This is a genomic window from Rhodococcus sp. UNC363MFTsu5.1 (assembly GCF_000686785.1).
GTDB classification, from domain to species: Bacteria; Actinomycetota; Actinomycetes; order Mycobacteriales; family Mycobacteriaceae; genus Rhodococcus_G; species Rhodococcus_G maanshanensis.
Genome location: NZ_JMLO01000027.1, coordinates 66,741 through 90,398, shown reverse-complemented (window position 1 = coordinate 90,398; position 23,658 = coordinate 66,741). Strand labels below are relative to the sequence as shown.

General features: G+C 69.4%; 19 protein-coding genes and 1 pseudogene. 8 read left to right on the top strand and 12 right to left on the bottom strand.

Annotated elements, in window-relative coordinates; all coding sequences use genetic code 11:
- The 3 genes from BR31_RS29430 to BR31_RS29425 form a co-directional block, all read left to right on the top strand.
- Positions 1 to 796, top strand: a 796-nt coding sequence (locus BR31_RS29430; protein ID WP_037177400.1) for an amino acid permease, incomplete at its 5' end; no start/stop codon positions are given.
- Positions 797 to 845: 49 nt separating this feature from the next.
- Positions 846 to 2,432, top strand: a complete 1,587-nt coding sequence (gene hutH, locus BR31_RS0119875) for a histidine ammonia-lyase (RefSeq protein WP_051637600.1) — start codon at positions 846 to 848, stop codon at positions 2,430 to 2,432.
- A gap of 24 nt (positions 2,433 to 2,456) precedes the next feature.
- Positions 2,457 to 3,017: a HutD family protein gene (locus tag BR31_RS29425; RefSeq protein WP_231496624.1), complete on the top strand. Its 561-nt coding sequence runs from the start codon at positions 2,457 to 2,459 to the stop codon at positions 3,015 to 3,017.
- A 139-nt stretch (positions 3,018 to 3,156) separates the two neighbouring features.
- Here the strand turns inward: BR31_RS29425 and BR31_RS32495 are convergent, their stop codons facing one another.
- From BR31_RS32495 to hutU, 4 genes are all read right to left on the bottom strand, one after another.
- Positions 3,157 to 3,285: a hypothetical protein gene (locus BR31_RS32495; RefSeq protein ID WP_269321362.1), complete on the bottom strand. Its 129-nt coding sequence runs from the start codon at positions 3,283 to 3,285 to the stop codon at positions 3,157 to 3,159.
- 361 nt (positions 3,286 to 3,646) lie between these two features.
- Complete coding sequence (hutG, locus tag BR31_RS0119860) at positions 3,647 to 4,609, bottom strand: formimidoylglutamase (RefSeq protein ID WP_027502500.1); 963 nt, start codon at positions 4,607 to 4,609, stop codon at positions 3,647 to 3,649.
- Positions 4,606 to 5,802 carry an imidazolonepropionase gene (gene hutI, locus BR31_RS0119855; RefSeq protein ID WP_027502499.1) on the bottom strand — a complete coding sequence of 399 codons (1,197 nt, stop codon included), beginning with the start codon at positions 5,800 to 5,802 and terminating at the stop codon, positions 4,606 to 4,608. The genes hutG and hutI overlap by 4 nt, the downstream gene beginning before the upstream one ends.
- 2 nt (positions 5,803 to 5,804) lie before the next feature.
- Positions 5,805 to 7,475 (bottom strand): urocanate hydratase, encoded by a 1,671-nt coding sequence (gene hutU / locus BR31_RS0119850; RefSeq protein ID WP_027502498.1) that lies wholly within the window; start codon positions 7,473 to 7,475, stop codon positions 5,805 to 5,807.
- Positions 7,476 to 7,651: 176 nt separating this feature from the next.
- Here hutU and hutC point away from each other — a divergent pair, with 176 nt between their 5' ends.
- Positions 7,652 to 8,425, top strand: a complete 774-nt coding sequence (hutC, locus tag BR31_RS0119845; protein WP_037177397.1) for a histidine utilization repressor — start codon at positions 7,652 to 7,654, stop codon at positions 8,423 to 8,425.
- A 50-nt stretch (positions 8,426 to 8,475) separates the two neighbouring features.
- Here the strand turns inward: hutC and BR31_RS29420 are convergent.
- The 3 genes and pseudogenes from BR31_RS29420 to BR31_RS0119830 all read right to left on the bottom strand — a co-directional run.
- A pseudogene (locus tag BR31_RS29420) lies at positions 8,476 to 11,817 on the bottom strand (NAD-glutamate dehydrogenase); the annotation flags it as partial.
- Between the two features lie 101 nt (positions 11,818 to 11,918).
- Positions 11,919 to 12,719: an IclR family transcriptional regulator gene (locus tag BR31_RS0119835; protein WP_037177394.1), complete on the bottom strand. Its 801-nt coding sequence runs from the start codon at positions 12,717 to 12,719 to the stop codon at positions 11,919 to 11,921.
- 51 nt (positions 12,720 to 12,770) lie between these two features.
- On the bottom strand, positions 12,771 to 13,226 hold the full coding sequence (locus tag BR31_RS0119830) for a MarR family winged helix-turn-helix transcriptional regulator (protein WP_027502495.1): 456 nt from the start codon (positions 13,224 to 13,226) through the stop codon (positions 12,771 to 12,773).
- A gap of 117 nt (positions 13,227 to 13,343) precedes the next feature.
- Here BR31_RS0119830 and BR31_RS0119825 point away from each other — a divergent pair, with 117 nt between their 5' ends.
- Positions 13,344 to 14,768 (top strand): MFS transporter, encoded by a 1,425-nt coding sequence (locus BR31_RS0119825; RefSeq protein ID WP_027502494.1) that lies wholly within the window; start codon positions 13,344 to 13,346, stop codon positions 14,766 to 14,768.
- A 47-nt stretch (positions 14,769 to 14,815) separates the two neighbouring features.
- Here BR31_RS0119825 and BR31_RS0119820 read toward each other — a convergent pair whose 3' ends face one another.
- Positions 14,816 to 15,277: a HEAT repeat domain-containing protein gene (locus BR31_RS0119820; protein ID WP_156042553.1), complete on the bottom strand. Its 462-nt coding sequence runs from the start codon at positions 15,275 to 15,277 to the stop codon at positions 14,816 to 14,818.
- A gap of 84 nt (positions 15,278 to 15,361) precedes the next feature.
- On the opposite strand from BR31_RS0119820, the gene BR31_RS0119815 reads away from it, so the two are divergent.
- Both BR31_RS0119815 and BR31_RS0119810 read left to right on the top strand, forming a co-directional pair.
- Positions 15,362 to 15,703: an ArsR/SmtB family transcription factor gene (locus BR31_RS0119815; RefSeq protein ID WP_027502492.1), complete on the top strand. Its 342-nt coding sequence runs from the start codon at positions 15,362 to 15,364 to the stop codon at positions 15,701 to 15,703.
- A gap of 3 nt (positions 15,704 to 15,706) precedes the next feature.
- Positions 15,707 to 16,192, top strand: a complete 486-nt coding sequence (locus BR31_RS0119810; protein WP_027502491.1) for an SRPBCC family protein — start codon at positions 15,707 to 15,709, stop codon at positions 16,190 to 16,192.
- Positions 16,193 to 16,261: 69 nt separating this feature from the next.
- Here the strand turns inward: BR31_RS0119810 and BR31_RS0119805 are convergent, their stop codons facing one another.
- Together BR31_RS0119805 and BR31_RS0119800 are read right to left on the bottom strand one after the other, a co-directional pair.
- A complete protein-coding gene (locus tag BR31_RS0119805) occupies positions 16,262 to 17,239 on the bottom strand; it encodes an NAD(P)-dependent alcohol dehydrogenase (RefSeq protein WP_027502490.1) in 978 nt (325 codons plus the stop codon).
- Positions 17,240 to 17,316: 77 nt separating this feature from the next.
- Positions 17,317 to 18,810 (bottom strand): GMC family oxidoreductase, encoded by a 1,494-nt coding sequence (locus BR31_RS0119800; RefSeq protein WP_037177391.1) that lies wholly within the window; start codon positions 18,808 to 18,810, stop codon positions 17,317 to 17,319.
- 442 nt (positions 18,811 to 19,252) lie between these two features.
- Between BR31_RS0119800 and BR31_RS0119795 the strand changes: the two genes are divergently transcribed.
- Positions 19,253 to 20,110 (top strand): hypothetical protein, encoded by an 858-nt coding sequence (locus tag BR31_RS0119795; protein ID WP_027502488.1) that lies wholly within the window; start codon positions 19,253 to 19,255, stop codon positions 20,108 to 20,110.
- Positions 20,111 to 20,342: 232 nt separating this feature from the next.
- Here BR31_RS0119795 and BR31_RS29415 read toward each other — a convergent pair whose 3' ends face one another.
- Entirely contained in the window at positions 20,343 to 22,664 is a 2,322-nt protein-coding gene (locus BR31_RS29415) for an ATP-binding protein (protein ID WP_037177388.1), read from the bottom strand.
- A 187-nt stretch (positions 22,665 to 22,851) separates the two neighbouring features.
- Entirely contained in the window at positions 22,852 to 23,493 is a 642-nt protein-coding gene (locus tag BR31_RS0119780) for a hypothetical protein (protein ID WP_027502487.1), read from the bottom strand.
- Positions 23,494 to 23,658: the final 165 nt, after the last annotated feature.

Below are 23,658 nucleotides of genomic sequence, written 5' to 3'. Positions count from 1 at the left end.
CGGGTTCATCAGCTGCTTCGCGATCGTGATGTTCGCCTTCGGTGGCACCGAGATCATCGGTATCACCGCGGGTGAGGCGGAGGACCCGGAGCGCACCATTCCCCGGGCGATCAACACCGTGCCGGTGCGCATCATCTTGTTCTATGTGCTGACCCTGGCGGTGATCATGGCGATCAACCCGTGGCAGTCGATCGGGTCCGAGGGCAGTCCCTTCGTGCAGATCTTCCAGGGGCTTGGTATCGGGCCGGCGGCGACGGTGCTGAACATCGTGGTGATCACCGCGGCGCTGTCGGCGATCAACAGTGACATCTTCGGTGCGGGCCGGATGATGTTCGGGATGGCCCAGCGCGGTCAGGCCCCAGCGGTGATGGGGCAGGTTTCCCGCAACGGGGTGCCGTGGATGACGGTGGTCATCATGACGATCACGCTGCTGGTCGGTGCGCTCCTGAACTACCTGATCCCGGACAAGGTGTTCCTGGTCATCGCGTCGATTGCGACCTTCGCGACGATCTTCGTCTGGCTGATGATCCTGCTCTCGCATTACCGCTCGCGGCAGCGGATGGATCCGGCCGAGGCCGCGGCGTTGAAGTTCCCGGTGCCGTTCTGGCCGTACGGGCAGCTGATCGCGATCGGCTTCCTGGTGTTCGTGATCGCGGTGCTCGCCTTCGACGCCGACACCAGGGTGGCGCTGATCGTCGGCGCGGTGTGGCTGGCACTGCTCGCCCTCGCCTACCGACGGTGGGTGCGACCCGTTCCGGCGCCATCGGAGACCACCGTCGCGCTCCCGCTGTCCTGACCGACCGACATCTTCTCGATTTACCGCTCATTCGAAACGGAGAACAACCATGAGCACGAACACCCTCTCGCACGTGGACACGCGCGCACAGGACAAGCTGGAGCCCGTCGTGGTCGGGGTCGGCGCAGTGAGCCCGGAGGAGGTGGTGCGGGTCGCACGATTCGGCGCACCGGTGCAGCTCTCCGATGAGGCGCTCGCGGCGATCGGGGCCAGCCGGGCCCGGATCCAGGCCCTCGCCGAGGATCCGAAGCCGGTGTACGGGGTGTCGACCGGGTTTGGTGCCCTCGCCACCCGGCACATCCCGCTGGAGCTGCGGGCGCAGCTGCAGCGCAGCCTCATCCGCTCCCATGCCGCCGGGTCCGGTCCGGAGGTGGAGCGCGAGGTGGTGCGCGCGCTGATGCTGCTGCGGCTGTCCACCCTGGCGACCGGCCGGACCGGCGTGCGTCCGGAGGTGGCCCAGGTCTACGCGTCGCTGTTGTCGGCCGGCATCACCCCGGTGGTGCACGAGTACGGCAGCCTCGGCTGCTCGGGTGACCTGGCGCCGCTCTCGCACGTGGCGCTGGCCGTGATCGGGGAGGGCACCGTGCGGGACGCGGACGGCGAGCTCATGCCTGCCGCCGAGGCGCTGGCGGCCGCCGGGATCGAGCCGGTCGAGCTCAAGGAGAAGGAGGGCCTGGCCCTCATCAACGGCACCGACGGCATGCTCGGCATGTTGGTGCTGGCCTGCCACGACCTGCGCAAGCTGCTGTCGCTGACCGATGTCACCGCCGCGATGAGCGTCGAGGGACTGATGGGCACGGACAAGGTGTTCGCCGCCGACCTGCAGGCGCTGCGCCCGCAGCCCGGTCAGGCGGTGGCGGCGGCCAACATGAGCCGGGTGCTCGCCGGCTCGGGAATCGTCGCCAGCCACGCCACCCCCGACTGCACCGTGGTGCAGGACGCCTACTCGCTGCGGTGCGCGCCGCAGGTCGCAGGCGGCGCCCGCGACACCATCGCGCACGCCGAGCGCATCGCCTCGTACGAGCTGGCGAGCGCCGTCGACAACCCGGTGGTGACCCTCGACGGCCGGGTGGAGTCCAACGGCAACTTCCACGGGGCGCCGGTGGCGTACGTGCTGGACTTCCTCGCGATCGTCGTCGCCGACGTGGCGAGCATGAGCGAGCGCCGCACGGACCGGTTCCTCGACAAGGCGCGCAACCACGGCCTGCCGCCGTTCCTCGCGGACGACCCCGGCGTGGACAGCGGGCACATGATCGCGCAGTACACCCAGGCCGCGATCGTCTCCGAGCTCAAGCGGCTCGCCGCGCCCGCGAGCGTCGACTCGATCCCGTCCTCGGCCATGCAGGAGGACCACGTGTCGATGGGTTGGTCGGGTGCCCGAAAGCTGCGCCGGGCCGTCGACGGGCTCACCCGGGTGCTCGCCATCGAGGCGCTCACGGCCGCCCGCGGCCTGGACCTGCGGGCCCCGCTCGAGCCGTCGCCCGCGACCGCGGCCGTGCGCGACACGATCCGCGAGCGCGTCGAGGGTCCCGGGACCGACCGGTTCCTGGCACCGGAGATCGAGGCCACGGTGCAGCTGGCCGCATCCGGTGCGCTGCTCGAGAGCGCCGAGGCCGTGGTCGGCAAGCTCGGCTGATCACGCCGCCCGCCGCACCTCGACATGACAAATCGGACAACCGGTGAAACCGGCTACGGGACAACGTCGTTCCGAACCACGGCGTCCGACCGCACGGTGGTGCCCTGGCTGAACGGCCAGGGCACCACCCAGGTGGTTGCGGAGACCGGCGACTGGCGCGTGAGCATCGCCGACGAGCCGCTCGAGTCCACATTCTCGGTGATCGCGGGCTACGACCGGTTGATCATCCCGATCGGCTCGGTCGCTCTCGAGCTCACCGGCCCGCCCTTCTCCGCAACGGAGGAGGGTCTCGATGCGGTCACCCCGGTCTGCCACATCGTCGACCCGTTGCACGCCTTTGCCTTTCCCGGCGAGTGGGCGCCGACCTCGCGGGCATCGTCCCGCACGCGGGCCCTCAACGTCATGACCAGGCGGGGTGTGGCTGCCATGACGGTGGAGATCGGGGCGTCGGAGATTCCCGACCGTTCCAGCTCGGTCCGGATCTGTCTCGATCTCGCTACCGAAGACGCCCTGATCGTGCCACCCGGCGAGTTGATGCCGTCGGTGGAACCGGGATGCTGCGCGATCATCTCGATATCGCCCTAGGGCAGGCATACCGCGAATGCAAAGGCGCCGCAGTGGGATTCCACTGCGGCGCCTACGCGCGCATGTACCGGGCGGGAGATGTCGAGGGGCCCGCACCCGACTTCGAGTGCGGGCCCAGTTGTTGGTCGCGGCGAGGCGATCAGGCCTTGGGCTTGACCAGCCCGTCGACCGAACCGATGAAGGCTGCCGCTCCGCCGGTGACATCACTGATCGCGCCGGTAAAGGTGCTGATGGCGTTGAGAGCGTTGGCGAATTCAGCCGAACCCATTGTGTGCTCCTTGTGTTGTGCATGACTTCTCGGTAGCGGTGCGGTTGTGCACCGCCGGCATTCGTAGTGGCTGGGCCTGGCGGCTGCAATGGAATTTGTGGAATGTGGCGAAGGCAACCATAGAGATATCTATTGTCTATAACTGTTCGATAACTTGACCGGGCTTCCTTATCGAAGTCGAGTACGCGTTTCGGTCATCGACTCCCGCGTTGCTCGCGCCCTGTACCTCTCGCCGCCGGAGAAGGTGCGGCAGCCTGACACCACCACCATCGAGCGCGCAGCGGCTGCCGATCAGCTGGAAATCCCCGACTCGACGCGGCGGTGGGCGCGCACGTCGAGCCGGGGACGGTGGGGATCGGGGCTAGGCCCGATGATCGATCGCGGTGGTGACGATCCGGTGGATCAGTCTCGCCGCGGTACGAGTGGTGCGGTTGTCCACGTCGAGCGCGGGGTTCAGCTCCGCGACGTCGAGCAGCCGCAGCTTGCCGCTGCGCGCCACCAGATCGCAGACCCGCTGGATCACCTCGAGCGGTACCCCGAACGCGGCCGGGGCGCTGACCCCGGGGGCGACCGCGGCGGGCAGCACGTCGAGGTCGATCGTCAGGTAGACGACGTCGACCGCGCCGAGGAACTCCTCGACGAACGACTCCACCGCAGGCAGGTTCGTCGCCGTGCAGTCGTCGTCGAGGAGGTGGCGCACGCCCAGTTCGGCCGCCGTCGCGAACAGCGCCGCGGTGTTGCTGGGTTGCGAGATGCCGAGCACCGCATAGTCGAGGGTCCGGCCCAGCGCGGTTTCGCGGTCGGCCATCTGCCGGAACGGAGTCCCGGAGCTCGGCCGCGCGTCGCTGCGCAGGTCGAAGTGTGCGTCGAGGTTGAGCACGCCGAGGCGGGCACCCGATGCGACGGCCGCCGAGTCCGCGATGCCGAGGTAGCTGCCGTAGGCCACCTCGTGTCCGCCGCCGAGGACGGTGACGAGGCTCCCGGCGTCGAGCAGGCCGGTGACGGCCGAACCGAGCCGGTCCTGGCCGTTCTCGAGATCTTCGCCGATGACCTCGACGTCACCGGCGTCGAACACCCGCACCGGGGCGGCGAGCGACATCGATGCGAGCGCCCGGCGCAGCGCGGCCGGGCCGTCGGCGGCGCCGGGACGGCCCTTGTTGCGCCGCACCCCCTCGTCGCTGCGGAACCCGATGAGAACGCCTGCGCCGGAATCGGTTCGGCCCTCGAGCGGTGCGACGGCTTTGTGCCAGCGCAGGTGTTCGTTACCGGGGCCGTCGTCCCGTCCGGACCAGGCCGTCGGGGCGAGGTCCACCACTGTGGTCATCGTCGGTACCCGTCCTTCCAGACCTCGCGCACCAGCGCCACCCCGGGCCGGTAGGCCAGGTGCAGGTGGGACGGTGCGTCGAGAGCGATCAGATCGGCTCGCGCACCGGCCCGGATGTGCCCGATGTCGGTGCGCTGCAACGCCGCGGCACCGCCGGCCGTCGCCGCCCACACGGCCTCGTCGGGGCTCATGTGCATCTCGCGGACCGCCAGCGCGATGCAGAACGGGATGCTGGTGGTGTAGCAGGTGCCGGGATTGCAGTCCGCCGCCAGCGCGACGGTGGCGCCGGCATCGAGCAGGGCCCGCGCGTCGGGATACTTGTTGCGGGTGGAGAAGTCGGCGCCGGGCAGCAGCGTGGCGACGGTGTCACTCGCCGCAAGCGCCTCGACGTCGGCGTCGGTGGTGTAGGTGACGTGGTCGACGGATGCGGCGTTCAGCTCGACCGCCAACTGGACGCCTGCGCCGTAGCTGAGCTGGTTGCCGTGCACCCGCGGGGTGAGCCCGGCGGCGATGCCTGCCTCGAGGACGGCCCGCGACTGGTCGGCGTCGAACGCGCCCTCCTCGCAGAACACGTCGATCCACTTCGCGTGCGGCGCACACTTGGGGACCATCTCGTCGACCACCATCCGCACGTAGTCGTCACTGCGACCGGCGAACTCCGGCGGCGTGACATGCGCGGCGAGCAGGGTCCTCTCCGCGGTGTGCGCGGAGGCGACCTCGAGGCTGCGCAACTCGTCGGGGACCGACTGCCCGTAGCCGGATTTCGTCTCGATCGTGGTGGTGCCCGAGTGCAGCGACTCGGCGACGAGCCGGGCCACGTTCGCGCCCAGCTCGGCGTCCGAGGCGGCCCTCGTGGCGGCGATGGTGGTGCGGATGCCGCCGGCTCCGTACGGGGCGCCGGTCATCCGGGCCGCGAACTCCTCGGCCCGTTCGCCGCCGAAGACGAGGTGGGCGTGACTGTCGACGAACCCGGGCAGGGCGGCCCGGCCACGCAGGTCGTACCGCGATCCGGCACTGCCCTCCGGGATCCGGGAACGGGGGCCCACCCACTGGACGAGCCCATCTCCCAGGACCACCGCGGCGTCGTGGATCAGGCCGAGCGGGCCGTCACCGGCCTCGGGATCATTGGTGACCAGGGTGCCGATGTTGTCGATGACCGTCCACCGGCCGTCCTGCCCGGGTGCGTCGTACACGGTTACGCCTCCTGCATCGGGATGCGAACGCCGCGCTCGGCCGCGACCTGGGTCGCGTGCTCGTACCCGGCGTCGGCGTGCCGGATGACGCCCATGCCCGGGTCGTTGGTGAGCACCCGCTCCAGCTTCTGCGCGGCCATCTCGCTGCCGTCCGCGATGCACACCTGACCGGCGTGGATGGAGCGGCCCATCCCGACGCCGCCGCCGTGGTGGATGGACACCCAGGACGCACCGGAGGCGGTGTTGACGAGGGCGTTCAGCAGCGGCCAGTCGGCGACCGCGTCGGAACCGTCGGCCATGGCCTCGGTCTCCCGGTACGGCGAGGCGACCGATCCGGAGTCGAGGTGGTCGCGGCCGATGGCGAGCGGCGCGGACAGTTCCCCCGAGGCCACCATCTCGTTGAACTTCAGTCCTGCCTTGTGGCGGTCGCCGTACCCGAGCCAGCAGATGCGGGCGGGCAGACCCTCGAAGTGAACCTTCTCGCCCGCCATGGTGATCCAGCGCTTGAGGTGTTCGTTCTCGGGGAAGAGCTCGAGGATCGCCTTGTCGGTCGCCTCGATGTCCTTGGGGTCGCCGGAGAGGGCGGCCCAGCGGAACGGGCCGAGGCCCTCCTCGAAGAGCGGGCGGATGTAGGCGGGCACGAACCCGGGGAACTCGAATGCCCGGTCGTAGCCGCCCTTTCGGGCCTCGTCGCGGATCGAGTTGCCGTAGTCGAAGACCTCGGCGCCCGCGTCCATGAACCCGACCATCGCCTCGACGTGCGCGGCCATCGACTTCTGGGCCTCGAGGGTGAAGTGCTCGGGGTCCTTCTCCGCCATCGCGTGCCAGTCCTCGAGCGCGATCCCGATCGGCAGGTAGGACAGGGGATCGTGGGCGGAGGTCTGGTCGGTGACGATGTCGATCGGGGCACCCATCGCGAGCAGGGCCGGGAAGACCTCGGCGGCGTTGCCGACCAGACCGATGGACAGCGGCTCGCGGGCATCGCGCTTCTCGATTGCCAGCGCGAGGGCGGCCTCGATGCTATCCGCCTTGGTGTCGAGGTAGCCGTGCGCGATCCGGCGATCGATGCGGGACGGGTCGACGTCGACGCAGATGGCCACGCCGTCGTTCATGGTGACCGCCAGCGGCTGGGCCCCGCCCATGCCGCCCACACCCCCGGTCAGGGTGATGGTCCCTGCGAGGGTGCCGCCGAACCGCTTGCGTGCCACCGCGCCGAAGGTCTCGTAGGTGCCCTGCAGGATGCCCTGGCTGCCGATGTAGATCCAGGAGCCGGCCGTCATCTGGCCGTACATCATCAGGCCCTCGGCCTCGAGCTTGCGGAAGTGCTCCCAGTTCGCCCAGTCGCCGACCAGGTTGGAGTTGGCGAGCAGGACCCGCGGCGCCCATTCGTTGGTGCGGAAGACCCCGACGGGCTTGCCGGACTGCACGAGCATCGTCTCGTCGGACTTCAGCGTCTGCAGCGTGCGGACGATGGCGTCGTAGGCCTCCCAGCTGCGGGTGGCCCGTCCGGTCCCTCCGTAGACGACCAGGTCGTCCGGGCGCTCGGCAACCTCGGGGTCGAGGTTGTTCATCAGCATGCGCAGGGCGCCCTCCTGCTGCCAGCCGAGGCAGGTCAGCTCGGGGCCGCGCGGTGCCCGGACGGGCCGGGGTCCAGTGGGGGAGTGGTTGGTCATCTCGAGTCTCCTGACGAGGTTGTGTGACCCCCATGACACCTGCTCGGTGCGACGCGGAACAGTGCCTCCGTCCAGAATTCTCGGATACGAGACACGATGCCGTTGGCGAGTCCGATCCGGCGGCGAGTGGCGGGCCGATAGACTGGGCGGAAACGAGATGCCCACGAACGGGCGGGATGTGGACGGTGACGAGCGTGGCGATCGACGAGTCCGACGTGGCGTCGCTGTATCGGGCCCGCGGGCACGAGTCCGCGCCCGCCTATCAACGGGTCAAGAATCTCATCGCGGAGCAGATCGTGTCGGGCCGTTGGCCGGAGGGTGATCAGCTGCCGTCGGAGAATCAGCTCGTCAACAGCCTCGGGTTGTCTCGGATGACCGTCAACCGGGCGTTGCGCGAACTGAGCGCGGACGGGCTGGTCGTACGGCTCATGGGTGTCGGCACGTTCGTCGCCGAAAGAAAGGTCAGCTCGGCGCTTTTCGAGGTGCGCAACATCGCCGATGAGGTCACGCACAGGGGGCACCGGCATCGCAGCGAGGTGGACTTCCTCCGCGCCGAGCCCGCCGAGGCGATCATCGCGCACCAGTTGGGCGTGCCGGAGGGGAGCCCGGTGTTCCATTCGCGGCTGGTGCATTTCGAGGACGACCTGGCGATCCAGGTCGAGGACCGGCACGTCAGTCCGGAGATCGCGCCCGAGTATCTCGACCAGGACTTCACCGCTCAGACGCCCAACAACTACCTGATGTCGGTCGCGCCGCTCGGCCGGGGTGAGCACGTGGTCGAGTCGGTGCTCGCGACCGCGGACGAGTGCCGGCTCCTGGGGATCGGCGAGGCCGAGCCGTGCCTGCTGATCCACCGGCGCACCTGGTCCGAGGGCCGGCTGGTGAGCACCGCGCGACTGGTGCACCCCGGCTCCCGCTACCGGCTCGAGGGCACGTTCGAGACGCAGTGACCCAGGGCCGGTAGCGGGGGCGCCGATCGGTCGGCCCGACCGCGATCGGCTCAGACGCTACCGACCAGACTCCGGATCTGGCGCACGGCAACGGACATGGCCGCGACGTCGACGGCGGAGTTCTCGAAGATCGCGTCGAGGGTCGATCGTGCTCGCCGGATGCGAGTGGAGTTCCGCTCCTCCCATCGGCCGATCATCTCGGCAGCGGATTCTCCTGTGCTCGAAGGGTTTCCGAGCAGGTCCAGGCACAGCGCGCGCAGGGAGCCGTAGAGCTCGTCCCGCATCGCGAGGCGGGCAAGGGAGTTCCATCGGTTGTCGTAGGCCAGCCTCGACACCGACTGCAACAGGTGCACGGCGCCGAGATGTTGGCTCAGTGCGTAGTACAGCTCCGCGACCTCCGGCACCTCGCGGCCGCTGACGTCGGCCACCTCGATGATGTCGAGCAGGCCGAACTGGTCGAGCAGCAGGTGAACGCGGGCCGCGAGATCGTGCGGGACGCCGGCGTCGACCGACGCGGCGACCCGTGCGTGCAGGTCGGCAAGCTCCTGTCCGCGAAGCCACTCGGGGACCAGGTGTGCGTGCCGGGCGAGTCGTGGCGCGAATCGGTCGACTTCGGCGCCGATGTCGAGGGGCTGCGGTCGATTGGCCAGCAGCCAGCGCGAGGCCCGGTCCAGCACCCGCTGGGTATCGACCACCAGGGCATCGGTGACGTCGGTCGGCAGCCCGCTCTCGGCGATGTCCGCCCACAGCCGGTTCAGGTCGAAGATCCGGGCCGCGACGACATGGGCGCGCACGGCGTCGGATCCGATCGCCGCCGAGTCCTCGGCCAGGCGGAACGCGAAAGTGAGTCCGCCGTGGTCGATCACGTCGTTCGTCAGCATCGTCGCGACGATCTCGCGGCGCAGCCGGTGCGAGTCGAGATGGTCGCCGAATCGTTGCCGCAGGGCGTCGGGGAAGTACGCGCGCAGGCGATCGTGCAACGCCGGGTCGTCCGGGAGGTCACCCGCCAGCAGCTCGTCCTTGACGGCGAGCTTGACGTGCGCCATGAGGGTGGCCAGTTCCGGAGAGGTCAGGCCATGGCCGTCCTGCGCGCGCCGGGAGAGCTCGCGCTTGTCGGGCAACGCCTCGAGTGCGCGCACCAGGCCGCGGTCGTTCTCCAGTTCGGCGATCATCCGGGCGTGCACGCCGAGCATCGCGGGGGCCGTTGACCGGCTCACTCCGAGGATCCGGTTCTGGGAGCGGTTGTCCGCCAGGACGAGTCGGCTCACCTCGTCGGTCATCGAGCGCATCAGCGCGTCCCGCTCACCGGCGGCGAGGTGGCCGGAGGCGACCATGCCTGCGAGCAGGATCTTGATGTTGACCTCGCGGTCGGAGCAGTCGACGCCTGCCGAGTTGTCCAAGGCGTCGGTGTTGATGCGGCCGCCGGCGCGAGCGAACTCGATCCGGCCCACCGGCGTCAGCCCCAGGTTCCCGCCCTCCGCGACGACGCGGGCCCGCAGGTCGCACGCGTCGACGCGGACCCCGTCGTTGGCCTTGTCTCCCACCTCGGCGTGGGATTCGGTCGACGCCTTGACGTAGGTGCCGACGCCGCCGTTCCACACCAGGTCCACCGGGGCGCGCAGGATCGCGCCGATCAGGTCGGCGGGCGCGAGCGCGGTGACGTCGTCGGCGAGACCGAGCGCGCCCCGCGCCTCGGGGCTGATCGGGACCGACTTCACCGAGCGTGGCCACACCCCGCCGCCGGGACTGATCAGGCCGGGGGCGTAGTCCGCCCAGGACGAGCGGGGCAGGCCGAACAGTCGACCGCGTTCGGCGAACGACGTCGCCGCGTCCGGCGCGGGGTCGAGGAAGATGTGACGGTGGTCGAAGGCGGCGACCAGCCTGATGTGCTCGCTGAGCAGCATGCCGTTGCCGAACACGTCGCCGCTCATGTCGCCGATGCCGACGACCGTGAAGTCCTCGCTCTGGGTGTCGCGGCCCATCTCACGGAAGTGACGCTGGACGCTCTCCCATGCGCCGCGCGCGGTGATGCCCATCGCCTTGTGGTCGTAGCCGACCGAACCTCCGGAGGCGAACGCGTCGCCGAGCCAGAAGCCGTACTCGGCGGCGACCTCGTTTGCGATGTCGGAGAAGGTGGCGGTGCCCTTGTCCGCGGCGACGACGAGGTAGGTGTCGTCCGCGTCGTGGCGGACCACGTCGCGGGCGGGGACGACCGAGCCGGTGGCCGAGTCGATGTTGTCGGTGACGTCGAGCAGGCCGGCGATGAACTGCCGGTAGCACGCGATGCCCTCGGCCAGGTGCGCCTCGCGATCGGTCGCGTCGGCGCCCGTCGGCGCTGGCGGCTGCTTCACGACGAACCCGCCCTTGGCGCCCACCGGCACGATGACCGCGTTCTTCACCGCCTGCGCCTTCACCAGTCCGAGTACCTCGGTGCGGAAGTCCTCCTTGCGGTCCGACCATCGGAGGCCGCCGCGGGCCACGCTGCCGAACCGCAGGTGGACGCCTTCGACACGCGGCGAGCAGACGTAGATCTCGAATCGTGGTCGGGGGTGGGGGAGTTCGTCGATCGCCTGCGGATCGAACTTGAACGCGAGCAACGGAGAGGCGCCGCCGCGGGTGAAATAGTTGGTGCGCAGGGTGTTTCGGATGAGGGTCGTGAAGGCCCGCAGGATGCGATCCTCGTCGAGGCTGACCACGCTGCCGAGCGCGTCGTCCAGGCGGCCGGTCAACTCGTTCTGGCGGGCCTCGTCCTGTGCCGCCGGGTCGAAGCGGGCCCCGAACAGCTCGACCAGCAGCCGCGCCGACTCGGGGTGCGCGGAGAGGACCTCCGCGATCCGCACCTGGCTGTACGGAAACCCGGCCTGGCGCAGGTATTTTGCGTATGCCCGCAGCATCGACGCCTGCCGCCAGGTCAGCCCCGCGCGCAGGACCAGGTGGTTGAACGTGTCGACCTCGGCGTCGCCGCGCCACGCGGCGGCAAAGGCCTCGGTGAAACGGGCTGCCATGCCGGTGTCGGACGGAGCGGGGGCGACGTCGAGGGCGAGGCCGAAGTCGTAGATCCAGCACTCGCTGCCGGCCGAGTCCGCCATCGGATAGGGGCGCTCGTCGAGCACCTCGACGCCGAGGGACTGGATCACGGGGAGGATGCGGCTGAGCGAGACGGCTTCTCCGTCGATGTACAACGTGAGGCGCAGCTGGCCCCGTGCCGCGCCCGTCGGCGGGTGCAGGGCAACCTCGAACGAGTCGGTCCGCAGCGCCTCGACCCGGGTGACGTCCGCGGCGGCGCGTACGGGGTCGAAGTCGTGTTTGTACGCCTCCGGCAGGGATGCGATGTAGGACTTCGCCAATACCGGATCCGCCATCCGCTCGCGGAAGTCGTCGTCCCAGGCCTGCGTCATCGTCGGCTTCTCCTCATGCGGCAGCAGTTGTATATACAGGACTATACAACTCTGTGAACTGCCTCACAAGGATCGAAATTCTGGTGTTTGCCCACTCAGCGAGGGGTGGGGGCGTGGCCCGAGATGTGGGAGGTCAGGCGCTCCGCGCCGCCCAGCAGGATCTGTCCCACGGCGTCCGGCTCGGGGTAGGCCAACTGTTTGCGCCAGGTGGTGCTCAGTGCCGCGACCGGCCGGCCGTTGTGGTCGAACACCGCGGTGCCCACCGACCGCAGGCCGGTCGTCACCAGGTCCACCTCCTCGGCCCACCCGCGCGAGTGGGCCTCCGCGAGGGTGCGGCGCAGTTCGGTCAGTGTCCGCGGACCGAGCCCGGTGCGCGTGATGAAGTCGCCGCGCCGGGAGTACAGCGCCTTGACCTGGGCGTCGGGCAGGGCGGCAAGGATGGCGCGGCCGTTGGCGGTCAGGTGCGCCGGCAGCCGGACGCCGATGTCGGTGATCAGCGAGACCTCGGCCGCCGGGCCGGAGGTGGGGCGTTCCTTGAGCAGGTAGACGGTTTCGTTGCCGTGCAGGATCCCCAGGTGCACGGCCTGCCCGAGCTGCATGGCCAGCCGGTGCAGGATCGGTTGAGCGAGGCGCTCGAGCGGCTCGTGGCGCAGGTACGCCGAGCCGATCTCGAACGATGTGACCCCGAGTCCGTACGCCTGCTCGCCGGGCACATAGACCACGAAGCCGCGCTCCACCAGCACCGACAGGATGTGGTAGACCGACGAACGCGGCAGGTCCAGGTCGCGGGCGAGGGCGGACGCCTGCACCGGGCCGGGGCGCTGCGCGAGCCGCACCAGGATGTCGAGGGCGCGACCGACTGCCGGCGATGCGCTGGAACCCGCTGGCCTGACCACCCTGCCGATTCTGCCAGCAGCCCGGGATGCTGAGCGCGGCTCGCGCCGCTGCTAGCCGTCGGCGCGGCGGCGGGTGCGCCTGGTGTCGACGTTGCCGGTCAGGGTCTCGAGGATGCCGGGGAGTTCGGCCACGATCTGGGCGGGCAGGCCGGCTACGGTTTCCTCCGCCAGGGCGCACCACAGCTGCTTGACCTGGTCGGCCAGTGCCCTGCCGCTGTCGGTGAGGTCGACGATGCTCGCACGCTTGTCGGTGGGGGCGGGCTCGCGCCGGACGTGGCCGGAGGCCTCGAGCTTGCGGGTCATGAGCGTGACGCTGGGGGGCTCGCAGCCGAGCGCCTCGCTGAGCTGCGCCTGGATCATCGGGCCGGTCCGGGCGAGTTCGAGCAGGAGCGCCTCCTGGCCGGGGTGCAGTCCGAGGGGGGTCAGCAGCGCCGCGGCCCGGGCTCGGTGGCGCAGGCTCAGCAGGCGGATGGCCTGGTTGAGGGCGTCGGCTTGCTCGAAGTCCATTGGCACTCCCTTGACAGATTAGTTATGCGCATAACATTATGCGCATAACTAATTCTACGTCGCCGAGGGGCCGGCACGGCCGTGAAGGTTGCCGCGGATTCGTAAGGGGGAGAAGTCATGACAAGCACAAGCATCGAAGCTCCGCGGGCCGGGACGCGCGCCGGTCGCTCCTGGTTGGTCCTGGCGCTGGTGTGTGCCGGCCAGTTCATGGTGATTCTGGACTCGTCCATCGTCAACGTGGCCCTGCCATCGATCCAACGGGATCTCGGCTTCACCGCCACCGGCCTCGCGTGGGTGGTGAACGGTTACCTGCTCGCCTTCGCGGGCTTCATGCTGCTGGGTGGCCGTGCCGCCGACCTGTTCGGACATCGCCGGATGTTGGTGGCCGGGCTGTCGTTGTTCTCCGCCTCGAGTCTGGTCGGCGGCCTGGCGACCACGTCCGAGCTCCTGGTGGTGGCGCGGTTCGCGCAGGGTATGGGGGCCGCCATGCTGGCCCCGGCAACGCTGGCCGTGATCAACACCAGATTCGCCGAGGAGCACTCGCGTGCCCGGGCATTCGGCGCATGGTCGGCCTCGGGCGGTGTGGGCGGTATGGCCGGCGCGCTGGCGGGTGGGGCCATCACCACAGGCCTCTCGTGGCGCTGGGTCTTCTTGATCAACGTGCCGATCGGCGCTGTGCTGATCGCCGTGGCCGTGCTGTCGTTGACCGGCACCCGAACCGGTCAGCGGGAATCACTCGACCTCGCCGGTGCGGTGACGGGGACGGCGGGGCTGGCTGCGCTGATCTACGGGGTCATGCAGAGCGCCGATCACGGCTGGACATCCGTGCTGGTGGTCGGCCCGGTCGGGTTGGGTCTGCTCCTGCTCGTCGCCTTCGTCGTGGTGGAGGCGCGTTTCGCCGCTCAGCCGATGTTGCCCCTGAGGCTGTTCGGGATCAGAACGGTGGCCGTCGGAAACGTCATGCTGCTGCTGTTCGGGGGAATCGCCACCGCGATGTGGTACTTCACATCGCTGTTTCTGCAGAACGTGCTCGGCTACAGCGCTTTTCGGGCCGGGCTCGGGCAGACGCCCGCTGCCGTGATGTTCTTGGTGATCGCGCGATTGTCCGCCGCTCTGCTGCCGCGAATCGGCGTGCGTCCGCTGGTGCTGGCCGGCTCTGGCTGTTTCCTCGCCGGATTCGGTTGGCTTGCGCAGGCCCATGCCGACAGTGGCTACGTCGCCAGCGTGCTCGGGCCAACGCTGCTCATCGCGGTCGGCATCGGGTTGACCTTCCCCACCCTCATGGTCGTGGCGACCGCGGACGCCACCGAACGCGATGCGGGGATCGTCGGGGGGCTGGCCAACACCGCGAGCCAGGTGGGCGGGTCGGTGGGCCTGGCAGTCCTCGCGACGGCCGCAGGCGCCAGGGCGACGACGGTCGTTGCTGGGAGTCCCTCCGCCGCCCTGGCCTCCGGCTACGACCTCGTCTTCCTCCTCGCGGCGGGGCTGGGCCTGGCCATCGCCGCGGTGAGCGCACTGCTGCCGTGGGGCCGGCGCGGCTGACCGGCGACATTCACTGCCCTGTACCCGACTCTGCTCAGCCCAAAGTGCTACTGCCAGGCTGGCTTCGAGGAGCGGAAATCGCGGCGCCGGAGGAACATTTCGAGCGCGGCTCCGACATTCTCGCGCACGAAGTCCTCCTGCTCCGCTGCGATCACAGAGCGCATCGTCTCGACTTCACGCTCGGCGCCGGGTAGGTCGAACACGGCGCAACCAGCTGCATTGCGGACATCCCAATCGTCATCCGTCCTGGCCAGGCGGATCAGCGCCCCGCGGCATCTCTCGGCAAGTGAATCGTCATCGATTCGAAGGATCTCGAAGATCCTCACCGCTTCGATCCTCACCAGGTCGTCTTCTGACACGTCGGCCGCAACCGCGAGCAGAAACGGGGCGAGCAGCGATCCGTCGCCATCCTCGGGAACCAGCGACCGCAGTGCGGAGAAACGCCCATCCGCGCTCCACTGAGCGAAGTTGGCGATCACTTCACGTGCAGCTGCTGATTCGACACTCATGAGCCTTCACGTTACGGGGCCTGGTGCTCTCGCATCCCGGCCGAGGCTTGACAACCTACAACTGATTGGTTGTATGTTTGTTCTGTGAACGGAGACGACGAAGACCGGGCGGACGCCCTGTTTCACGCGCTCGCCGACCGGACCCGGCGCGACATCCTGCGCCGGGTGCTGGCAGGGGAGCACTCGGTTTCCGCGCTCGCGGCGAACTACGAGATGAGCTTCGCCGCGGTTCAGAAGCACGTCGTTGTGCTGGAGAAGGCCGGCCTGCTCACCAAACGCCGCAGCGGGCGCGAGCAGCTGGCCAGCGGCGACGTGGTGGCGGTCCGGTCGGTGGCCTCCATGCTCACCGAACTGGAGCAGGTGTGGCGCGGCCGCATCGCCCGCATCGACGAACTCATCGCATTCGACTCGACCAAGGAGGACTGAATCATGCCTGTAACCGACGTCCAGCAGGACCTCGACAACCTGACCCTGACCATCACCGCCGAATTCGCCGCGCCGGTGGAGCGGATCTGGCAGGTCTACGCCGACCCGCGCCAGCTGGAGAAGGTGTGGGGCCCGCCGACCTACCCGGCGACCGTGGTCGATCACGACCTCACGCCCGGCAGTCGCACGACGTACTTCATGACCGGCCCGGAGGGCGACAAGCACGTCGGGTACTGGCAGATCACGGCGGTCGACGAGCCGACGAGTTTCTCCTTCGACGATGGCTTCGCCGACGCGGACTTCACCCCGAACCCCGCGCTGCCGGTCTCGAAGAACGTCTTCACCTTTGCCGAGCACGACGGCGGCACTCGTGCGACCTATGTGAGCACCTACGAGTCCGCCGAGGCGCTGCAGCAGGTGCTGGACATGGGTGTGGTCGAGGGGGCCTCGTCGGCGATCAACCAGATCGACGGCCTGGTCGCCGCCTGACGAGCCGGCCGAAAGAGCCGGGGTGGGCCCCACATCCATGTGGTGTGGGGCCCGCTCGGTGCCAGCGGATCACCGCGCTGCGCTTGGCTCCACGGATATCACGACGTTGCCGCGCTTGTGTCCGGTGTCGACATACCGGTGCGCCTCGACGATCTGGTCCAGGGGATAACAGCGGTCGATGACGATCCGAAGTTGGTCCGCCTCGATGAGTTCCTTGACGTGCGCCAGCGTTTCGTTCTTGCGGACGGACATCCCCGTGACGACCTTCCTGCCACCCCGGAGTGACGTCCAGAGCGAGAGCAGGACGTTGTTCAGCCCGGATGTGGTCACGTAGCAGCCGTTCTCGGTGAGCGAGCCCTTGCACCGGGCGAACGAGTTCCTGCCCACCGTGTCGAAGACGATGTCGTACGCCCCGACGGCGTCGGTGAAGTCCTCTCCGGAGTAGTCGATCACCTCGTCGGCGCCAAGGGATTTCACCATCTCCAGGTTGTGCGGACCGCACACGCCGGTGACCTCTGCGCCCATGGACTTGGCCAGCTGCACCGCGTACGTGCCGATGCTGCCGGAGGCGCCGTTGACGAGGACCCTCTGCCCAGGGCGCACCTTCGCCTTGTCCCGGAGGAAGAACAGGGCGGTGGTGGCACCGTCGACGGCGGCAGCGGCCTGCTCGTAGGTCGTGTTCACCGGCTTGAGCGCGAGCGAGGCGGTGTCGGGCAGGCACTTGTACTCGGCGTAGGCGCCGATGTCGAAGCCGGTGAACCCGAACACCCGGTCACCCGGCCGGAACCGCTGCACGTCCCTGCCGACCGCCTCGATCTCTCCGGCGAGCTCCGTGCCAAGAGTCCGCAGTTTCCTTCGCGGCCTTCGCAACCCGAGGATGACCCGGCCCCACCGCGGCTCGCCTCGGCGCATCTTGCACTCGGCCGTCGTCACCGTCGTCGCGTGGACCCTCACCAGGACTTCCCTGTCCCCGGGCGTCGGCTTTCGGACCTGCACGAGCCTGAGCACTTCGGGTCCGCCGAACCGGGTGTGGACGATCGCCTTCATCGCGGCCTCCCTTACGACGATCCCGGTATCCACGGTAAGCCCACGCCGCCGAAACTCGAACTGCCGAGCGCCGTAACTCAGATCAGGCGCGAGGCGCGTTCGGCCATCATCACGCAACCCAGGTAGGTGTTGCCCGCAGGAAGCACCGGCATCGCGGACGCATCCACGACCCGCAGGCCCTCCACCCCTCGCACGCGGCAGTGGGCATCCAGGACGGCGTTCGGTTCGCCGTCCGGGCCCATCGCGCACGTGCCGCCCAGGTGTGCGTAGCTGATCACGCCGCCATCGACCAGGCCGGCCGCGGCACCCTCGGCGGCCAGGTCGGCCGCCGGTTGGACGCGCGTGGCGCCGAGTTCGGCGAACGGTCCGGTCGACTCCAGCGCGGCGATGCGACCCAGAACCCAATCGAGGCGCTCGAGGTCGTGCGCGGACAGCGCAGGCATCACCACATCCGGTTCGGCGTCGGGATCTGTAGAGGCGATCCGTACCGTTCCCCGGCCGGTGACATCGAGCAGGTACGGGACGACCGAGAAGTACGCGCCGTCGGCGGTCGGTTCGCCGATCGGCAGGTTCAGCACGTGGAAGTCGATCGTGTCCGACTGCGGGGTGCGGCCCACCCACACCGGCTGGACCGGGCCGCCGCGCAGCGGATCCCCGCCCGGGTGGTGGTAGACGAGGGGAAAGCCGAGGTGGTCCTGCAGGTTTGACCCGACCCCGGGGAGGTCGGCGACGACGGGGATGCCGAGGCCGTCGAGCAGATCCCTCGGGCCGATGCCCGAGCGCTGCAGCAGTGCGGGTGAACCGGTGGCGCCACAACTGACGATGATCTCGCCGGAGGACAGTTCCCGGCCGTCGGCGGTGATGACACTTCTCGCCCGTCCGCCCTCGACGACGACCCTGTTCACGGTGACACCGGTCTCGACGGTCAGGTTCGGTCGCGACCGGACTTCCGCGGTCAGGTAGGCCCGGCTCACGGTCAGCCGCTCGCCGCCGTCCTCGGACACCGTCAGCGGGAAGATCCCGACCCCGGGGAGCTGCCGAGGGTCGTTGACATCGTCGACCCAGGGCACGTCGATCTCCCTCAGCCCGGCGAGGAACGCGCGGTGGGATTCGGTCTGTTGGTCGGGCGTGGACCGGCGGACGACGAGCGGGCCCTCGGTGCCGTGCAGCTCCGATGCGCCGCAGTCCAGGTCGTTCTCCATGGCCCGGAACGTCGCGAGGATGTCCGGCCAGCTCCACCCGTCGAGACCCCGTGCGGCCCAACCGTCATAGTCGGCCGGCTGGCCACGCATCGTGGCGAGGTAGTTCACGGCGGAGGTACCGCCCAGGACGCGCCCGCGCATCATCTGGACCGTGCCGTCTCCCGCGCCCCGCATCGGGAACGCCTGCGCGAACGGGGTTCCGGCCCACACGTCCCCCGCGGAGGCGGGACGCAGAACGGTGTCGTCGTACGCCGCATCGTCCGGCCCCTGCTCGAGCAGCAGGACGCGCCGCCCGGGGTCCTCAGACAGCCGTGCGGCCAGCACCGCACCGCTGGTACCGCCGCCCACGACGATCACATCTGCGTCCATTGCCACCCCTGTCTCGACCGCTCGCTGGGAGCTCCACATTGCTCGACCCGGTCACACTACGAGCAGGCCTGTGTCGGGGTCGCCGAACCCGCAGATTCGGCGCGCTGCGCCGACACGGTTCGCGCAGGGGGTGACGCCCGAGCTGTGTGCCGTCGGCGGCCTCCTGTCTTGCCAACATCGTTGGCGTACAAAGCTTGTGGCGAGCAGGGCAGGATCTCTGCCGGTCCACCCCAAACGGCGCTGACCGGTCGACCGAACAGGTTCGAGCACTGCGAACCCGGGACGTCATGGATGACGGGGCGCAGGTGGTGCGTAGGCGAGGGGTGGCTATCGCCACCCCTCGGGGGACTATCCGCAGGCAGGGCACTCGACGGACGCTGGATCTCGGAAAAAACCGACCACTCGTTGAGAGAGGCATCTCGATCGAAAGGAACCCGTCACCATGCCCCGTATCCTCGGAACCACCGTCCCCGACGTGCACGAACACGGGCCGCCGGGCGCAGCCCTGCCCGCCGTCGAATCCGTCCGGCAGGCGGTCCGTCACCACTGGGCCATCGTCCGGATAGGCATGTATCTGCTGCTCGCTTCCCTGCCGCTGCTCGCGATCTCCGCGCAGGTGTTCGGCCTCGTGCCGATGAGTGCCACCGGTGCGCTGGTGATCATTCCGCTCGCCGCCACGCTCGTCGTGCTGTGTGTGTTCGCGCCGCATCCGATCGACCGCATCGTCCTCCATGGCCTCGGCTGGGGAATGTTCGCGTGTCTTGTCTACGACGTCTTCCGCCTCGACACCGTGTACATGCTCGGCCTCTGGGGCGACTTCATTCCGAAGATGGGTACGTGGCTGCACTCGGGAACCGACACCCGTACCGGCGCGATCGTCGGTTACCTGTGGCGCTACCTCGGCGATGGCGGGGGAATCGGAATCGCCTTCTTCCTCATCGCCCTCGCCGTCGGGCTCCAACATCGGTCACGCCGCACCGTCCTCCTCGCGTTCGTCGCCTTTGCGGTGTTCCCCGTGTGGTCCGGGCTCATGGGAACGGTTGCCCTGTCGCCGAACGGTCAGCACGACATGTTTCCGCTCACGCCGACGACGATCACGCTGTCGCTGATCGGGCACCTGATCTTCGGGCTTGTGCTCGGCCTCGGCTTCCTGCGCGCGCGGGGCCGTCTCGGCCAGCACTGGCCGTGGCCGCCGCTGTTCCCGGTGCGGTCGCAGGCCGGCGCGGGGCAGCCACGCATCGAGGCGCTGTCGCCCGCGTGTGGTGAATGCGGTGCGACTGCTGATCAGACCGTGCGGTAGCGCCCCGCCTCCGGTGGCGGCAAGGCGTGCCCGCGCACGCCTTGCCGCTCACCTGTGTCCGGCCCTTCACGAGGACGCGGAGCGCGAACCGACGGAAATCGACCGCGGATCGTTGCGCTGCGCGGAGGTCCTCCGGTCCAGCGACGCGTCGATCGCCGTCTCCGGCCCCAACCTCGACGACGAGGCACTCGGGCCGTTCCGGCGGCACGTTCCGATACGCCGCAGGTGATTCTCAGACCGCCTGTTCCGCGTTCCTGGCGACGACCCACGCCGCGATCTGAGCGCGGGTGGTGAAACCCAGCTTCGCGCGGACCTTCTCCACGTGACCCTCGGCCGTGCGCTGAGAGATCACCAATTGCTGCGCGATCGCCTTGTTGCTCAGGCCCTGCGCCACCAGCCGGGCGACCTCTCGTTCTCTGCGGGTGAGGCGTGAATCCGGTCCGCTCGCCCTCGGCTCGGCGCGCGAGGTGACGCGGAGGGCATAGGCGATCGCCTCCTCGACGTCGAGCTCTCGCCCGCGTCCGAAGGCGGCCTCGAACGCTTGCTTGCCCAGCATCCGGGTGGACTGCCGAACAAGCCGATCATGGTGGCCGAAGAGGTCGCGGACCACGATCGTGGGGCTCCCCGCAGCCTCGCCCACCGACACCGAGGCGCCCATCAACACCGCGGCCCTCTCCGCGTCGTTCGTCTCGGCCGCGAGCCACCCCAGGATCTCCAGGCACATGGCGGAGCCGAGCGGATCGTCCACGAGACGGGTCAGCCGCATCGACTCCTCGATCAGCCGGGTCGCGCGCCCGGCGTCGCCCTGTTCCCAGACCGCCAACGCGAGCATGCTCAACGAGTAGGACCGGTACATCGATTCGCCGTGCGACTCGGTGAGTGCGACCACCTCCTCGTGGCAGGCGACCGCGCGAAGCGTGTCCCCGCTCAACCCGCACACCATGGCGAGCCCGACCAGGGCGCCGACGCGGGGCAGCAGTTCGCCGCCGGTCCCGAGCATGCCCAGGCACGTCTCGAAGCATCCGATTGCGCGCGGGAAGTCGCCGGAGAAGGTAGCGAGATACCCGGTCGCGGATGCCGCCAGTGCGGACGCCGTGTCGTCGCCCGTTGCCTCGGCGAGGTCGCGCGCGGCATCCGTGAGTTCCTTGGCCGCGGGGAGGTCGCCCCGCATTGCGGCCAGCACACCGCCCGCACACATCGCGGCCACCCTGGCTGCGGACGGCGGCCCGTCGTCGGCGGCCAGGGCACGATCGACCCAGTACCTTCCCTCGCTGAACAACGCTCGTGACACCCAGTAGGGGTAGATCGCGGCGACCATGCGCAGCGCGGCGCCCGCCTCACCCGGCTCCGTGGTGCTGAACTCCAGCGCGGCGCGCAAATCCGCCCGCGCGCGGTCGAGGCGGGCGATCCATTCCAACTGCCCTGGCCCGATCCATTCCGCCCCTGCGCGCACCGCCAGCCGCTCGTGGTAGTCCCGGTGCCGCCGCAGGAACGTCGCCGACTCGTCGGCCTCCGCCAGCTTTTCCAACCCGTACTCGCGCAGTGTCTCGAGCATCCGGTACCGGACGACCTGGCCCTCCTCCATGGTCAGGATCGACTTGTCGACAAGGGAGGTGACGACCTCGAAGACCTGTTCCTGCTGCATGTCTGCCGCACAGACCCCGGCCACCGCATCCAGTTCGACGTTGCCGGCGAACACCGCGAGCCGACGCCACAATTGTTGGTCCTGGGGCGTGCACAGTTCGTAGCTCCAGTCGACGCACCACCGCAATGTCTGGTGCCGGGGTGGTACCCCGCGGCGCCCGACCGTCAGCAACCTGAACCGGTTGGTCAGCCGCTCCAGGACCTGCTCCGGGGACAGTGCGCGCAGCCTGGCCGCGGCGAGCTCGATCGGCAACGGCAGCCCCTCGAGTTGCCTGCAGATCTGCGCGACCGCGAGCTGGTTGCCCTCGGTGAGCCTGAACTCGGGGAGGTAGGCGCGGGCACGCTCGGTGAACAGGGTGATCGCTTCGGACCGGGGCGGGGCGCTCGTCGACGCCTGGCTGTCCGGATCGGGGACCGTCAGCGGCGGCAGACGGAAGGTGGCTTCGCCGATGACCCCCAACGGCTCCCTGCTGGTCGCCAGGATCCGCACCTCGGGGCACGCGCGCAGCAGCGACGTCGCGAACTCGGCGACCGTGTCCACCAGGTGTTCGCAGTTGTCCAGCACGAGCAACGCTCGCCGGTCGGCCAGGAAGTCGGTGAGCAGGGCCATGGGCGGGTGAGCCAACCGTTCCCGCAGCCCGAGCGTCGCCGTGACCGTCTCCGCCAACAGGTGGGGTTCGCGCAGCTCGCCGAGCTCGACCAGCCACACTCCGTGCGGGTACGACCGCAGCGCGCCCTCGCCCACCCGCAGCGCCAGCCTGGTCTTACCGACGCCCCCGATACCGGCCACCGTGACCAGGCGTGCGTTTTCCAGCAGTCGTCGGACCTCCGCGACCTCGCGGCGACGGCCGACGAAACTGGTGAGCGCGTGGGGGAGGTTCCCAACCCGTTCGGGTGTCGCGGGCGCCATCGGCGACGTCCCTTCGTAGTCGCGGCTTCCCTGCCGCAATGCGGCACAAGACGACGTAAGGGTATCGCTCACCACGTTCCCGGGGCGCGAATCACGCCGTCGGTGGGGATTCCGCGGCCGGGACGTGGGACATCGGCCGACTCGGCGTCAGGGTCGGACTACACGGCGTTGTCGTTGCGCGGACGCCCTATGCCCGTGCCCGGCACGCGGTCTCGCTCGCCTCGGCGATCGCGAGTGCTTCCTCGCGGCGGGAGGTGGACCGCTGCTCGTCACCGAGCAGGCCGTGGACCAATGCCGACCCGACCAGGGTGGAGATCGGGGGCACGGTCCCGCAGGCACGGAACGAGGTAAGTGAGTCCTCGAAGCAGTACCCCGCGCTGTGCAGGTCACCGTCGAATACGGCCAAGTAGCCGGTGGCCTCGGCCACCGCCGCGAGCAGGGTGCCGTCATCGAGTCGCGCCGCCGCGTGTCCGGCCTCGTCCACCAGTGCCTCCGCGGTGGCGACATCCCCTTCGTATCCGGCCAGCACGCTGTCGATGCACAGCGCGGTCACCCGGTCGGCGATCGGCCGGTGATCGAGGGCACCGTGGAGCCCCGCACCAGGCGGCAGCCCCCGCACCATCCTGGACAGGAACAGCGCGCTCGTCATCCTCAGGGACGCCGCTTCATGCCCCGGCTCCGCCCCGCAGCACTCCAACGTCGCGCGAAGGGTCGGCTGCCGTGGTACGAGCCGCTCTTCCCATTCCAGTTGGTTGGACCATCCGGTCTCGGCTGGGTTCACCACTGCCATGTGGTCGACGCTGCGGAGGTCGGTCACGGTTTCACGCATCAGTAACCTCGGTGTCGGGGGATTGGACAGCTATCAGGGTCCGTGTCGGGTGCGGCGCCGGGCCAGAGGAGAAATACCTGTTTTTCGGGGTCCGGACCCACCCGTGCGTGGTCCCGGCGACCCAGACCGGGGGTCTTGACACGCCGTCGGGCATGGCGTTTGACT